Annotated in this window: 11 protein-coding genes; 10 read left to right on the top strand and 1 reads right to left on the bottom strand. The window is 63.9% G+C overall.

The genetic code is table 11. From position 1 onward, the window contains the following. Both BN3266_RS10245 and BN3266_RS10250 read left to right on the top strand, forming a co-directional pair. Positions 1 to 2,124: homocysteine S-methyltransferase family protein (locus tag BN3266_RS10245; protein ID WP_059005075.1), on the top strand; the 2,124-nt coding region annotated here is incomplete at its 5' end. Then, on the top strand, positions 2,121 to 2,951 hold the full coding sequence (locus BN3266_RS10250; RefSeq protein ID WP_059005076.1) for an alpha/beta fold hydrolase: 831 nt from the start codon (positions 2,121 to 2,123) through the stop codon (positions 2,949 to 2,951). The genes BN3266_RS10245 and BN3266_RS10250, both read left to right, overlap by 4 nt. A 62-nt stretch (positions 2,952 to 3,013) precedes the next feature. Here the strand turns inward: BN3266_RS10250 and BN3266_RS10255 are convergent, their stop codons facing one another. Next, a complete protein-coding gene (locus BN3266_RS10255) occupies positions 3,014 to 3,688 on the bottom strand; it encodes an HAD family hydrolase (RefSeq protein WP_059005077.1) in 675 nt (224 codons plus the stop codon). A gap of 184 nt (positions 3,689 to 3,872) precedes the next feature. On the opposite strand from BN3266_RS10255, the gene BN3266_RS10260 reads away from it, so the two are divergent. The 8 genes from BN3266_RS10260 to secF all read left to right on the top strand — a co-directional run bounded on the left by BN3266_RS10260 (position 3,873) and on the right by secF (position 14,316). Continuing rightward, positions 3,873 to 4,880, top strand: a complete 1,008-nt coding sequence (locus BN3266_RS10260) for a hypothetical protein (protein WP_154669059.1) — start codon at positions 3,873 to 3,875, stop codon at positions 4,878 to 4,880. 218 nt (positions 4,881 to 5,098) lie between these two features. Further along, positions 5,099 to 6,103, top strand: coding sequence for a carbohydrate kinase family protein (locus tag BN3266_RS10265; RefSeq protein ID WP_021659078.1), 1,005 nt, complete (start codon positions 5,099 to 5,101; stop codon positions 6,101 to 6,103). Between the two features lie 133 nt (positions 6,104 to 6,236). Next, a complete protein-coding gene (locus tag BN3266_RS10270; protein ID WP_059005079.1) occupies positions 6,237 to 6,983 on the top strand; it encodes a 2-phosphosulfolactate phosphatase in 747 nt (248 codons plus the stop codon). Then, positions 6,980 to 8,209 carry a class I SAM-dependent rRNA methyltransferase gene (locus BN3266_RS10275; RefSeq protein ID WP_059005080.1) on the top strand — a complete coding sequence of 410 codons (1,230 nt, stop codon included), beginning with the start codon at positions 6,980 to 6,982 and terminating at the stop codon, positions 8,207 to 8,209. Before BN3266_RS10270 ends, BN3266_RS10275 begins: the two co-directional genes overlap by 4 nt. Positions 8,210 to 8,321: 112 nt before the next feature. Beyond that, positions 8,322 to 9,716, top strand: coding sequence for an asparagine--tRNA ligase (asnS, locus tag BN3266_RS10280; protein WP_059005081.1), 1,395 nt, complete (start codon positions 8,322 to 8,324; stop codon positions 9,714 to 9,716). A 308-nt stretch (positions 9,717 to 10,024) separates the two neighbouring features. After that, positions 10,025 to 11,323 carry an aspartate aminotransferase type Ic gene (locus BN3266_RS10285; RefSeq protein ID WP_242861757.1) on the top strand — a complete coding sequence of 433 codons (1,299 nt, stop codon included), beginning with the start codon at positions 10,025 to 10,027 and terminating at the stop codon, positions 11,321 to 11,323. Between the two features lie 625 nt (positions 11,324 to 11,948). After that, the gene (gene secD, locus BN3266_RS14090) at positions 11,949 to 13,364 is read left to right on the top strand and encodes a protein translocase subunit SecD (RefSeq protein WP_059005082.1); all 1,416 of its coding nucleotides are present in this window, start codon (positions 11,949 to 11,951) and stop codon (positions 13,362 to 13,364) included. Then, on the top strand, positions 13,354 to 14,316 hold the full coding sequence (secF, locus tag BN3266_RS14095; protein ID WP_059005083.1) for a protein translocase subunit SecF: 963 nt from the start codon (positions 13,354 to 13,356) through the stop codon (positions 14,314 to 14,316). Before secD ends, secF begins: the two co-directional genes overlap by 11 nt. The last annotated feature ends 157 nt before the right edge of the window (positions 14,317 to 14,473 follow it).

Genomic DNA, 14,473 nt, shown 5'->3' on the forward strand with positions numbered 1-14,473 from the left:
CGCCGGGCGGCCGATGGCAGCGATTGCCGGGTGGCGCTGGACATCGGCCCCATCGGCGAACTGCTCGAGCCCAGCGGCAGCCTCCCCTTTGAGGAGGCGGTGGACCTCTTTGCCCAGCAGGTGCGCGCCGGGGCCGCCGCCGGGGCCGACTTGGTGGTGATCGAGACCATGACCGACCTGTTGGAGGCCAAGGCCGCGGTGCTGGCGGCCAAAGAGGTCTGCGACCTGCCGGTCTGGGTGAGCATGACCTTTGAAAAGGGCGGGCACACCTTTACGGGGGTCTCGATCCCCGCCATGGCCCTGACGCTGGAAGGGCTGGGGGTGCAGGCGCTGGGCATCAACTGCTCGCTGAGCCCCCGGGACATCTACCCCCTGGCCAAAGAGTTGGCCGGGTGGACCGATCTGCCCCTGATCGTCAAGGCAAACGCCGGGCTGCCCAACCTGGAGGAGGGGCGCTACGACGTGTCGCCCAGCCAGTACGCCGCCGACCTGGCCCCCTTTTTGGAGCTGGGGGTCACCCTGCTGGGGGGCTGTTGTGGCACCACCCCCGAATACATCCGCCAGATCGCGGCGCTGGTGGAGGGGAAAACCCCGCCCCGGCGGACCGCGGCGCGCGTCAGCGCGGTCTGCTCCCCCTCGCGGGTGGTGGCGGTGGACCGGCCGCGGGTCATCGGCGAGCGGATCAACCCCACTGGGAAAAAGCGGTTCAAAGCGGCCCTGGCCGAGGGGAATTGGGACTACATCCTGGCCCAGGGCATCTCCCAGGCGCGGGCCGGGGCCGACATCCTCGACGTGAACGTGGGGATGCCGGGCATCGACGAGCCCGCCGCCATGGAACAGGCGATCAAGCGGCTGCAGGCCATTTTGGACCTGCCGCTGCAGATCGACACCACCGACCCGGCGGCGCTGGAGCGGGGGCTGCGGGTCTACTGCGGCAAGCCGCTGGTCAACTCGGTCAACGGGGAGAAGGCCTCCCTCGACCGGGTGCTGCCCCTGTGCAAAAAGTACGGCGCGGCGGTGGTGGGGCTGACCCTGGACGAGGCGGGGATCCCCAGCCGGGCAGAGGAGCGGCTGGCCGTGGCCGAGCGGATCGTGGAGGCGGCCCTGGCACACGGCCTCCCCCGGGAGGACATCTACATCGACTGCCTGGTGCTGACGGCCTCGGCCCAGCAGGACGGGGTGATGGAGACGCTGAAGGCCGTCTCCCTGGTAAAAGAGAAGCTGGGGGTCAAGACGGTGCTGGGGGTCTCCAACATCTCCTTCGGGCTGCCGGCCAGGGAGCTGGTCAACCGCACCTTTCTGGCCATGGCCCTGCAGAGGGGGCTGGACCTGCCCATCCTCAACCCCAACGCCGCGGCCATGATGGACACGGTGCGGGCCTACCGGGTGCTGGCCAACCTGGACGCGGGCGCGGCCGCCTTCATTGCCGCCTACGGTGGGGAGAGGGAGGCCGCCCCCCAGGCGGGCGTCCCTGCGGCGGAAAACGCCGAGGAGGCGGTGGCCGAGGCCATCCGCGGTGGGCTGGGGGAGCGGGCCCGGGCGTGCACCCTGACCCTGCTGGAGACCCATCCCCCCCTGGAAATCGTCAACCGCTTCTTGATCCCCGCCCTGGACCGGGTGGGGGAGGAGTTTGAGAGGGGGACCCTGTTTTTGCCCCAGCTCATCCAGTCGGCCGAGGCGGCGGGCCGGGCCTTTGACGCGGTCAAGGGGGCCATCGCCGCGGCCGGCAGCGACCAGGGCGACGGCGGGCGGATCGTGCTGGCCACCGTCAAGGGGGACATCCACGACATCGGCAAGAACATCGTTAAGGTGATTTTGGAAAACTATGGGTTTTCTGTCATCGACCTGGGGCGGGACGTGCCGGTGGAAGAGGTGGTGCGCGCGGCCAGGGAACACCGGGTCAAGCTGGTGGGGCTCTCGGCCCTGATGACCACCACCCTGGGCAGCATGGAGGCGACCATTGCCGCTCTCAAAGCCGCCCTGCCGGAGTGCCGGGTGATGGTGGGGGGCGCGGTGCTGACCCCCGAATACGCCCAAAAAATCGGCGCGGACTACTACGCCAGGGACGCCAAGCAGTCGGCCGACATCGCCAAAAAGCTGTTTTCAGAGGAGGAGAGAGGATGAAGGCGGAGATATGGGGCACACCGGTGGCCTATGAGGAGCGGGGCGAGGGGCTGCCCCTGGTGGCGATCCACGGCTGGACCGGCTGCCGCCTGCAGATGACCGAGCGCCTGGAGCCGGTGTTTGCCGACCTGCCGGGCTACCGGCGCATCTACCTGGACCTGCCGGGGATGGGGGAAACCCCGCCCTGTGCGCGGGTGCAAAACACCGACGAGATGCTGGCCTTTGTGCGCGCCTTCATCGACCGGGTGGTGGGGGAGAAAGTCCCCTATCTGGTGGCGGGCCACTCCTACGGCGGGTACCTGGTGCGGGGGCTGCTGGCGGCAGAGGACAGCCGGGCGGCGGGGGGCATCCTCCTTTGCCCGGTGGCCAACCCGGTGCACGCCCAGCGCGTCCTGCCGCCCCTCGTGCCGCTGGTGGAGGAGCCGGCCTTCGTGCAGGCCCTTCCCCAGCCCGAGAGGGAGGCCTATGGCGGGGCGATCGCGGTGCAAAACCGGCGCAGCTATGCCGCCTGGCAGCGGGAGATCGACGGGGTGAAAGACCGCTTTGACGCGGGCTATCTGGACGCCATCGTCCGCACCGGCTACGGCTATGCCCGGCTGCCGGAAGAGGGGAAGACCGTCGACGCCCCGGCCCTCCTCTTTTTGGGGCGGCAGGACGACGTGGTGGGGTATGAGGAGATGCTCGAACTGCTGCCCCACTACCCCCGGGCCACCCTGGCCCTGCTGGAACACGCCGGGCACCAGTTGGCCATCGATCAGCCCGAGACCTTTGTGGCCATGACTCGCTGCTGGCTGAAAAAATGGGAGAGCGAGCGCCCGCGGCAATGAACGGAAAAGAAAAGGGCCCCTGTCGGACAGATCGTCCGGCGGGGGCCCTTTTGAATGGCGGTTTAGTCTTCCAGCAGTTCGGCAAAGCTCTCGATGTGGCGGTCGGCGAGGGCGCAGATCTGCGGCCAGTCCTCCCTGGCGGTCTCGTCGAAGATGGCGCAGACTTGAAACCCGGCCTTTTTGGCCGTCTCAATGGCGTAGAGGCTGTCCTCAAAGACGGTGCACTGGGCAGGGGGGAGGCCGATGCACTCGGCCGCGCGCAGAAAGATGTCGGGGTCCCGTTTGCTGATGCCGGTCTCCTGCGCGGTGAGGAAGAAGTCCAGTTGGTCCCAGAGGCCCAGCCGCTCCAGGGCGGCGCGGGAGAAGTCGCGCCCGGTCATGGTGGCGATGCCCACTTTGGCGCCGCTTTGGTGCAGGGCCTGCAGGTATTGGGGGACCATGGGCTTGCACTGGATCTCCCCCTCGTAGGCCGCGCCGATACGCAGCAGCCAGCGGTCAAAAACGTCCTGCGCGGTGGCGTTCAGGCCGTAGCGGTCGACGAGGTACTGGGCGCGGTCGATGAGCTTTTTGTCGGTCATCAGCGCCCTCGCCTCCTCTTCCTGCGCCTCGGTGAGGGTGAGGCCCCACGACTTTAGCACCGCGAAGTCCCACACCCGCCAGTGGTGCATGGAGTCAAGCAGGGTGCCGTCCATGTCGAAAATGGCCCCTTTGACGGGGAAGTCTGCTCTGCACTTCATTGCAAATATACCCCCTTGATAAAAGTTGTTTTTCCCAGTATAGCACAAAATGACAAAAAGGAAAAACGTTTCCATCGGCGCGGGAGGGGGTGGACGCTCTTTTTTCTCCCGCCCGCGCATAGGGATAGAGAGGCGTCTGCCCGAAGGGAGGGCGGCGCGAGAGGAAAAAAGGGGAGAGAGGACAATGTGGTGGATGCTGGTGCTGGCCGCGGCGGTGGGGGAGAGCTACACCGCCGTAAAGCTGGCCTATTACGGGGAGCTGTGGGGGCGGGCCCGCGGCGGGGAACCCACGGCCTGGATGGCGGCGGCGGCCGCCCTGCCCCTCTGGGGAGCGGCCCTCTGCGCCGGGTGGTCCCGCCGGGCAGACCTGACTTTGGGTGGCGTGGGCGGGGCGCTGCTGCTCTGGGCGGCCGCCGGGGGCTGTGCCCTTCTGGCGGCGCTGGAGACGGCTTTTTCGTGGGGAGAGGTCAGCGGCCGCCGGGTGCTCTGCCTGTTGGGGGGCTGTGGGGCGGTGGTGCTGTTGCCCGCCTTTGGAATGGACATCCCCCTAGGGCCGGTGGGGGCGCTGACCCCTGTCCTCCTGCTGCTGGGCGGGGTGGAGCTGACCTACCGGCGGGAGCTGCGGCGACCGCCTGTCCGGGCGCTGGCGGACGGCCCGCTGCGGGGGGAGCCGTTGGAGTCGTTGCCGCAGCCGGTAAAGGCCAGCAGGGCGGCCAGGAGCAGGGGGAGCAGGCGGGTGGGGGTGCTGGCGGTGGCGGCCTTTTTGGGCGGTCTCTTCCTCTGCTGCGGCCTCTCCCATCTGCTGGGGGAGGGGGCCGTATCCCCTCTGTGGGCGGCCCTCTTTTTGGGGGCGCCCCTCTCGGCGCCGGCCGCCGTCTGCTGGGGGAAGCTGGTGCGGCGGGGGGAGAGCGCCCGATTGGCCCCCTTTCTGCTTCGCCTGGGGTGGATGGGGCTGTTGGCCCTCCCCCTGTCGGACCTGGCCTGCCGGGGGGAGAGCGTCTACCGCTTTGACGCGTCCGCCCTGCTGCTCTGGCTACTCTGCCTCTACGCCCTGGCGGCCCTCTTCTGGTGCCTGCGGCTGCTGCGCCGCAGGGAGCGCAGCGGGGCGGTGCTCCTGACCTGCCGGATCCTCTGCGTCTGCCTGCCGCTGTGCGCCCTCCTCTTTTTCTGGCTGGGGCTTCGGCGGGGCTGAGCCGCTGGGGAAAGGGGGGCATTTCGGCAAATCGCCCAATTGCCGAAAAAAGGGCGTCCTTTTCACCGGCCGCGCAAAAGCGGGCCGCCAAACACAGCGGATTTTGGCGGCGGGGAATCGCCTTTTCAATTGCTTCTCCGGCAGGGCCCGTGCTATAATGGGGACGGAAACTGCGCCGAACGCGGCGAAATATATGCCACAGAAAGGGACGCGCGAACATGGTACAGCTGAAAACAGAGAAACCCATCCTCTGCCTGGGGGACGTAAACCCCGACATCATCCTGCCCTACGGCGAATCCCGCCAGATCATGGACGCGGTCGCCCGGGGCGAGGCCGACGTCAACAGCCCCCGCCCCGAGATCGCCGTGCAGGGCGGCGGCTCGGTGGGCAACACCGCCTCCGGCCTGGGGCGGCTGGGGATGCCGGTCTTTTTCGCCGGGATGGCGGGCCACGACTCCTTTGGCCAGTTCATCAAAGAGGACTTTGAGAAAGACGGGGTGGACACCCGCTACCTGACCCTCAACCCCGACATCCCCACCGTCATCATCATGGCGGTGGTGGGGGAGGACAAAAACCGGGTCATCTACGTCTACCCGCCGGAAAACCCCTCCCACCTGCAGCTGCGGCCGCAGGACCTGCCGGACGAGATCATCCCCCAAATCGGCTGGGTGCACACCACCGGCTTTATGCTGCGGGACAATCCGGCGGCCGACACGGTGATCGGCTTTATGGAAAAGTGCGCGGCGGCGGGGATCTTGGTCTCCTTTGACCTGAACCTGCGCATCGAGACCAACCCCCTCACCGAGGAGTTCCGGCAGAGGGTGATGCGGATCGTCAACATCTCCAACCTGCTGCTGGGCTCCGGGGTGGAGGAGTACATGCCCCTCACCGGCAAGGGTGACCCGGAAGAGGCCGCCCGCTCCCTGGTGACCCCCGACCGGGTGGTCATCTCCCGCGCGGGGGCGGCCGGCGTCCACTACTACACCGACGGGGAGGAGGGCTTCCTGCCCACCTTTGACGTGGAGGTGGTGGACACGGTGGGCGCGGGCGACGGCTTCAACGCCGGCTTCATCTCGGCGGCGGCCCGGGGCCTCCCCCTGCGCGACTGCGTGGACTGGGGCAACGCCACCGCCTGCTACACCATCTCCCACAAGGGGGCGCGCACCGTCCCGCCGCGGGAGGTCATTGAGAAATTTATGAAGGACGTTCCCTATATCCGCTGACGGGGGAGACAGGGGCCCGGCCGCTTTTGGTGGCCGGGCCCTTTTTTGCCGTTTGAGGGACCGCCCCTTTTCAAATGGGGGCAGATGCCGTATAATAAGCCGGAGCCAAGAGAAGGACAGGTGATCTGACGAGATGCAAGTGACAGTATACGCCCAGCACGACTTTGTCGACCCGCAGCAGCTGGCCGGCAGCACAGCGGTGGTGATCGACACCTTCCGCGCCACCTCCACCGTCACGGCGGCCTTGGAAAACGGCTGCGCGGCGGTGATCCCGGTCGCCCACAAGGAGGACGCCTTCCGCCTGCGCAGGGAGGTGCCCGCCTACCGGGAGGCCCTGCTGGGGGGCGAGCGCAAGACCCAGATCATCCCCGGATTTGACTGCGGCAACTCCCCCCTGGAATACACCCGGGCGCGGATCGGGGGGCGGGTGCTCATCCTCTCCACCACCAACGGCACCAAGGCGGTGGCCAAGGCCGAGCGGGCCAGTGCCATCTACCTGGGCTGTCTCAACAACGCCGAGGCGGTGGCCAAGCGCCTCTGGCGGCGGGGGGAGGACGTGCAGATCGTCTGTGCGGGCACCAAGGGCAACTTCTCCCTGGAGGACGTGGTGAGCGCCGGGGCGATGATCCACTACCTGAAGCTATGGGGGGGCGGCGAGGTCGCCTGCAACGACCTGGGCTACACCGCCTGGAAGATGTTTGAAGGCTACGGAGCGGATATGGACGGGCTGCTGCGCCCCACCCGCCACTACGGCACCATGCTCAAAAACGACCTGGCGGAGGACATCGCCTACTGCATCCAGCTAAACATCAGCCGATCGGTCCCCGTCTGCCAAAACGGACAGGTGATTTTGGCGTCGGAAGAGGAGGAGACAAGATGAAGGAGACCAGGCCCTATCCGGCCACAGCGGTGAGTCCCAAGGCAGAGGCGTCGGTCCTGCGGGGGCATCCCTGGATTTACGACACCGAGGTGCGCCAGGCGGGGGAGGACTGCCTGGACGGCGAGCTGGTGGACGTCTTTGGCCCCAAGGGCGGCTACCTGGGGACAGGCTTTTACAACAGCCACTCCAAAATCCGCATCCGGCTGCTCTCCCGCAACGCCAACGACCGCTTTGACGAGGCCTTTTGGGAGCGGCGGCTGCGCTACGCCTGGGACTACCGCAAGGCGGTGATGGGCGAAGACATCCGCTGCTGCCGGCTCATCTTCGGCGAGGCCGACGCCTTTCCCGGGCTGACGGTGGACCGGTTCGACAACATCCTGGTGGCCCAGACCCTCTCGCTGGGGATGGAGCGGCGCAAGGGTCTGCTCTTTTCGCTGCTCTACAAGATCCTGACCGGGGACGGCCAGAAAATCGACGGCATCTACGAGCGAAACGACGTGGCCATCCGCCGTTTGGAGGGGATGGAAGAGGGCAAGGGATTTTACCCCCTGGACGGGGTCGCGCCCCCCGCGCAGACCCGGACCGAAATCACCGAAAATGGGATCGCCTACCAGGTGGACTTTGAAAACGGGCAGAAGACCGGCTTCTTTTTGGACCAGAAGTACAACCGCCAGGCAGTGGCGAAACTGGCGGCCGGGCGGCGGGTGCTAGACTGCTTTACCCACACCGGCAGCTTTGCCCTCAACGCCGCCAAGGGCGGGGCCGAGTGGGTGGAGGCGGTGGACGTCTCCGCCTCCGCCGTGGAGATGGCGCGGGAGAACGCCCGCCGCAACGGTTTGGAAGGGAAGATGGGCTTTACAGTGGCAAACGTCTTTGACCTGCTGCCGGCCCTGGCCAGGGAGCGGCGGGGGACCTACGACTTCATCATCCTCGACCCGCCGGCCTTCACCAAATCCCGCCACACGGTACACGGGGCCGAGCGGGGCTATAAGGAAATCAACTACCGGGCCATGAAGCTGCTGCCCCGGGGCGGGTATCTGGCCACCTGCTCCTGCTCCCACTTTATGAAAGACGAGCTCTTTCGCAAGATGCTCGTCAGCGCCGCAGCGGACGCCCAGGTCTCCCTCCGGCAGATCGAGGCCCGCCAGCAGGCCCCCGATCACCCCATCCTCTGGAACGTGCCCGAGACCGATTACCTGAAATTCTACCTCTTTCAGGTGGTGTAAGGAGGGGGGAGGAGCCGCCTTTCTTTGGCCGGATCTCCCTTTTTGTTGTATTGGGCGGAATTTTGTACTATACTAATAGAACTATCAACTGATTTTTGGAGGCTACTGCACTATGAAGAGATTGGAACTGACACAGCTTTTCCGGGAGGCCGAAGCCTACGGCGGCAAAACGGTGACGGTCTGCGGCTGGATTCGGACCCTGCGTTCATCCAAGGCGCTGGGGTTCATCGAGCTCAATGACGGGAGCTGCTTTAAAAATCTCCAGGTGGTTTTTCAGGACGGCCAGGTGGAGAATTTCAAGGAAATTGCCAAGCTGAATGTGGGCACCGCTCTCTCGGTGGAGGGGGAGGTGGTCCTCACCCCCGAGGCCAAGCAGCCGCTGGAGATCCACGCGGCCTCCATCTCGGTGGAGGGAACCAGCAGCCCGGAATACCCCCTGCAGAAAAAGCGCCACTCCATGGAGTATCTGCGCACCATCGCCCATCTGCGCCCCCGGGCCAACACCTTTAACGCCGCTTTCCGGGTGCGCTCGGTGGCCGCCTTTGCCCTGCACCGCTTCTTCAACGAAAACGGCTTCGTCTACGCCCACACCCCCATCATCACCGGCAGCGACTGCGAGGGGGCAGGGGAGATGTTCCACATCACCACCCTGGACGCGGAGAATCCGCCCCGCACCGAGGACGGCCAGGTGGATTACAGCAAGGACTTCTTCGGCAAAAAGACCAGCCTCACCGTCTCCGGTCAGCTCAACGCCGAGAGCATGGCCCTGGCCTTTGGCAAGGTCTACACCTTTGGCCCCACCTTCCGGGCGGAAAACTCCAACACCCCCCGCCACGCGGCCGAGTTCTGGATGCTGGAGCCAGAGATCGCCTTTGCCGATTTGAACGACAACATGGACCTGGCGGAGGCGATGCTCAAATACGCCATCCGCTATGTGCTGGACAACTGCCCCGACGAGATGGCCTTCTTCAACAACTTCTTTGACAAGGGCCTCATCGAGCGGCTGGAAGGGGTGGCCAGCGCCGATTTTGCCCGCTGCACCTACACCGAGGCAATCGAGCTGCTGGAGAAAAACAAAGACCAGTTCGAGTTCCCGGTCTTCTGGGGCTGCGACCTGCAGACCGAGCACGAGCGCTACCTGACCGAGAAGGTCTTTCAGAAGCCGGTCTTTGTCACCGACTACCCCAAGGAGATCAAGGCCTTCTACATGCGCATCAACGACGACGGCAAGACGGTGGCGGCCTGCGACCTGCTGGTGCCCGGCATCGGCGAGATCATCGGCGGCAGCCAGCGCGAGGAGCGGTTGGACGTGCTGACGGCGCGGATGGCCGAACTGGGCTTGGCGGAAGAGGACTACGAGTGGTACCTGGACCTGCGCCGCTTTGGCGGCACCAAGCACGCCGGGTACGGTCTGGGTTTTGAGCGGCTGATCATGTACATCACCGGTATCCCCAACATCCGCGACGTGCTGCCCTTCCCCCGGACAGCGGGCTCGGCAGAGTTTTAAAAAGAGAGAAAAAAGAGCGTCGGACAGGCCCCAAAGGGCTTGTCCGGCGTCTTTTTTTGAAACAGGCCGGGGGAGAAGGCACCGGCAGTTGTGAGAAATTTGAAGAAATGTAACTTTTTAACTTGCACTTTTATATAACTGGATAAATGTATGAAAGGGGGTTGCAGCCGATAAAATAAGGGTATATAATAATCGACAAAGATAAAAGTTTGAAAAAGCACCTGTAAATTGCAAGTTTTTTATTTTTGAAATTGCAATACAGGGCAGTTTTTTTCAGTTTGAGAGAGATTTTGTGGGAGGCAGGAAAGATGGCAAAGGAATACGGAGAAATGGGGCTGAGAGAGGCAGCGGCGGAGCTGTCCTCCCTCCGGGCGGCATATCGGGAGGCGGCTGCAAAGGGGCTGTCCCTGGACATGTCCCGGGGCAAACCCTGCAGCGAGCAGTTGGCCCTCTCGATGGAGATGTACGACGTCCTGCGGGAGGAGGGGGACTACTTCAGCGAGGACGGCAGCGACTGCCGCAACTACGGTTTCTTTGACGGCCTGCCCGAGGCCAAGCGCCTCTTCGGCGAACTGCTGGGGGTGGGGGAGGATCAGATCTTCATCGGCGGCAACTCCTCCCTCAACCTGATGTACGATGTAATTGCCAAGTACCTGCTCAAGGGCGCCCTGGGGAGCGAGCGCCCCTGGGGGAAGGAGAAGAAGGTCAAATTCCTCTGCCCGGCGCCGGGGTATGACCGCCATTTCGGCATCTGCGAGGCGCTGGACATCGAGATGATCCCGGTGGCCATGACTCCGCAGGGGCCGGACATGGACCGACTGGAGGCGCTGGCGGCGGCCGATCCCCTCATCAAAGGGGTCTGGTGTGTGCCCCAGTACCAAAACCCCGAGGGCACCAGCTTCAGCGATGAGACGGTGCGGCGGTTTGCCGCCATGAAGCCCGCCGCCAAGGACTTCACCATCTTCTGGGACAACGCCTACATGGTGCACGATCTCTACCCTGACCGGCGCGACCGGGTGCTGGACATTCTGCGCTGCTGCGAAGAGGCGAGCTGTCCCGACCGGCCCATTGTCTTTGCCTCCACCTCGAAAATCTCCTTCCCCGGCGCCGGGGTGGCGGTGATCGCCGCCTCCCGGGCGAACATGGCCCGCATCAAGGCCCTGACGGTCCCCCAGACCATCGGCTTTGACAAGATCAACCAACTGCGCCACGTCCGCTTCTTCGGCTCTGCCCAGGGGATAGCCGAGCACATGAAGAAACACGCCGACATCCTGCGGCCCAAGTTTGAATTGGTGGAGCAGATGTTGCAGCGGGAGCTGGGCGGCCTGGGGATCGCCCGCTGGACCAAGCCTTTAGGGGGCTATTTCATCAGCTTTTACACCGAACCCGGCTGTGCCAAACGGGTGGAGCAGCTCTGCCAGGAGGCGGGGGTCAAACTGACCCCGGTGGGCGCCACCTACCCCTACGGCAAGGACCCCGATGACGCCAACATCCGCATCGCCCCCACCTACCCGCCGCTGGAAGAGCTGGAGAGCGCCATCTCTATCCTCTGTCTGGCGACCCGCATCGCCTCGCTGGAAAAGCGGCTGGAACAAAAGGCCGCCTGAAAAGAGAAGAGGGCGGAGAGGTGAACTCGCCTCTCCCCAAGAGCAGACGCCTCACGGGCGTCTGCTCTTTTTGTACAGAGGGCGTCAAAAGGAAGGGCTGTGGCCGCGCGCCGCATGCTCCCGACGGACACCTCAAGCTGGCAGGATGAAGGGGCTTTCTGGTCTCCAGCGACGGCTGATCGTCTCCATTGCGGCCAAAGGGGCCTTTTGGCGGGAAAGCGCGCATACCCGTTCGGCAGTTGGGATGGTCAAGGACCCAGTATGGCCGGGTCCGCCGCGCTTTTGACGGCGGGGAAAAGGCCGCTGAAGGCAAGTTTTGGCAGAAGGGGCCGACAGGGACAGACACCGCCCCTGAACGCCGGTTGGATCGCCCGTCGGAAGGACAGGGGCCGCCTGCCGCCCCGAGGGTGCGGGAAGGGGGGAGGGGGCCTCGTCCCTCTGCCGGAAAACCGGCTCTAGACCCGATGCGCCCTCGCCTGGATATTTGACTTTTCCCCTCTTTTTGCCTATAATGAACGGTATGTGTACGGTGCCTTTTGTGAGCGGGGGAGCGCCGGTTGGAGCAGACCGGTTCCGCCGCTTTTCAACTGCACCGCTCAAAATTGCAACTGGAGGAGTTTCACCGGTGAAAAAGAGAGGAAAAATCACATTTTTCGTTGTCTTTGCACTCATCGTGTTGCTGGCTTATACCGCAATTGCGGGCATCAGCACCCGGTATGGCGATGTGGAAAACATCATCATCAAGGGCGTTGACAGCATCCGGTGGGGCATCGACATCCGCGGCGGCGTAGACGTGACCTTTACCCCGCCTGCCGATGTGGAGGCGACTGACGACGAGATGTCCGCCGCCGAGTCGGTCATCAAACAGCGCCTGGTGTCCCAGAATATCACCGACAGCGAGGTCTACACCGACTATCAAAACGACCGCATCATCGTCCGCTTCCCCTGGAAAGAGGGGGAGAGCGACTTCAACCCCGAAAACGCCATCAAGGAGTTGGGGGAGACCGCCGAGCTGACCTTCCGCGAGGGCAACAGCACCGACAGCACCGGCGCCCCGGCAGGGACGACGGCCACCAACATCATCCTGACCGGCAGCGACGTCAAGAGCGCCAAGGCCGGCCAGACCAGCAGCCAGAGCGGCAGCAGCGCCCAGTTTGTGGTGCAGCTGGAACTCAACGACTCGGGCAAGGAGAAGTTCTCGGAGGCCACCGCCAAGCTGGCCCCCAGCAACGGGATCATCTCCATCTGGCTGGACAACCAGATGATCAGCTACCCCAATGTAAAAGACCACATCACCGACGGGATCGCCACCATCTCCGGCAACTTTGACGCCGAGAGCGCCAAGGAGCTGGCCGACAAAATCAACGCCGGCGCCCTGCCCTTTGCCCTGACGGCCGACAACTACAACACCATCAACCCCACTCTGGGGCTGGACGCCAAAGACGCCATGGTGTTGGCCGGCGGGATCGCGCTGTTGCTGGTCTGCCTGTACATGATCATCGTCTACCGGCTGCCGGGCGCTGTCGCCTCCATTGCCCTGGTGGGGCAGACGGCCGGCGCCATCGCCGCCATCTCGGGCTACTTTGCCCCCTTCCCCAGCTTTACCCTCACCCTGCCGGGCATAGCGGGCATCGTCCTCGCCATCGGCATGGGGGTGGACGCCAACGTCATCACCGCCGAGCGCATCAAGGAAGAGCTGCGCTCCGGCAAATCGGTGAACGCGGCCATCCAATCCGGTTACAAGCGCGCCTTCTCCGCCATCTTTGACGGCAACATCACCGTCATCATCGTGGCCATCATCCTCATGGGGGCCTTCGGCCCGCCGGCAAGCATGTTTGCCACCCTGCTCAAACCCATCTTCCAGTTCTTCCCCTCGGCCATCACCGGTTCGATCTACTCCTTCGGCTACACCCTGCTGGTGGGTGTGCTCATGAACTTTGTCATGGGCATGGGCGCCTCTCGACTGATGCTCAGGTCCGTCTCCAAGTTCAAGTGCTTTGGCTCCAAATGGCTGTACGGAGGTAAAAAAGATGAAGAGTAACATGAATATCGTCGGCAAGCGAAAAATCTTTTTCACCATCTCCCTGGCCATTGTGGCGGTGACCATCCTGGTCTCGGTGATTTTCGGCGTCAAGCGGGACATCCAGTTCACCGGCGGCGCCATCATCACCTATTCCTATCAGGGCGAGCTGGACAAATCCTCCTTTGAAAGCGAGATGAAGGCGGCGCTGGACGGCCAGCACCTCAACTTGCAGTACTCGCAAAACAGCGCCACCGGCAAACAGAATGTGGTGATCTCCCTGCCCAATTCGGGCACCATCTCCATCGACAAGGTCAGTTCGATCCAGTCGATGCTCGATGAAAAATTTGCCGCTAACGAGCTGACCCAGGAGTCGATCGACAGCGTCGATCCCACCATGGGCGGCGAGTTCTTCCTCAAGTGCATTGCCGCTGTGGTCTTTGCCGCCGTGCTGATGATCCTCTTCATCGCCCTGCGCTTTCGCAAAATCGGCGGTTGGTCGGCTGGGGTCATGGCTGTGGTGGCCCTGCTCCACGACGTGGTCATGGTCTTTGCGGTCTTCACCCTCTGCCGCATCCCCCTCAACGACAACTTCATTGCCGTCGTTTTGACCATTCTGGGCTACTCGATCAACGACACCATCGTCATCTACGACCGCATCCGCGAGAACACCCAGTTGCACCGCTCGACGCCGGTGGCCGAACGGGTCAACCTGAGCATCAACCAGAGTTTTGTGCGCACCATGAACACCACCATCACCACCGTTATGGCCATGAGCGTGGTCTGCATCGTGGCGCTGATCTTCAACGTCACCACCATCCTGACCTTCGCCTTCCCCATGATCGTGGGCATGATTTCCGGCGTCTACTCCAGCCTCTGCATCAGCGGCCCGTTGTGGGTGGTTTGGCAGGAGCACAAAGCCAAAAAGAAGGCCGAAGCCGCCAAAGCGCCCAAGGCCAAAAAGAAAAAATAATTTCCCTTTTTCGCGCAGAGAAATTCCCGCTGTCCGCTGGACGGCGGGAATTTTTTGACCTGTACAGAGTTGCAATTTATCAAAAAATCCCCTATACTAAAAAGCGCCTGACAAAAGGGGAGGAGAGCCTGCCCCTTGATTGGGTTTACCGCATCCA

Origin of the sequence: Bittarella massiliensis (ex Durand et al. 2017) (assembly GCF_001486165.1) — a bacterium.
Taxonomy (GTDB): domain Bacteria; phylum Bacillota; class Clostridia; order Oscillospirales; family Ruminococcaceae; genus Bittarella; species Bittarella massiliensis.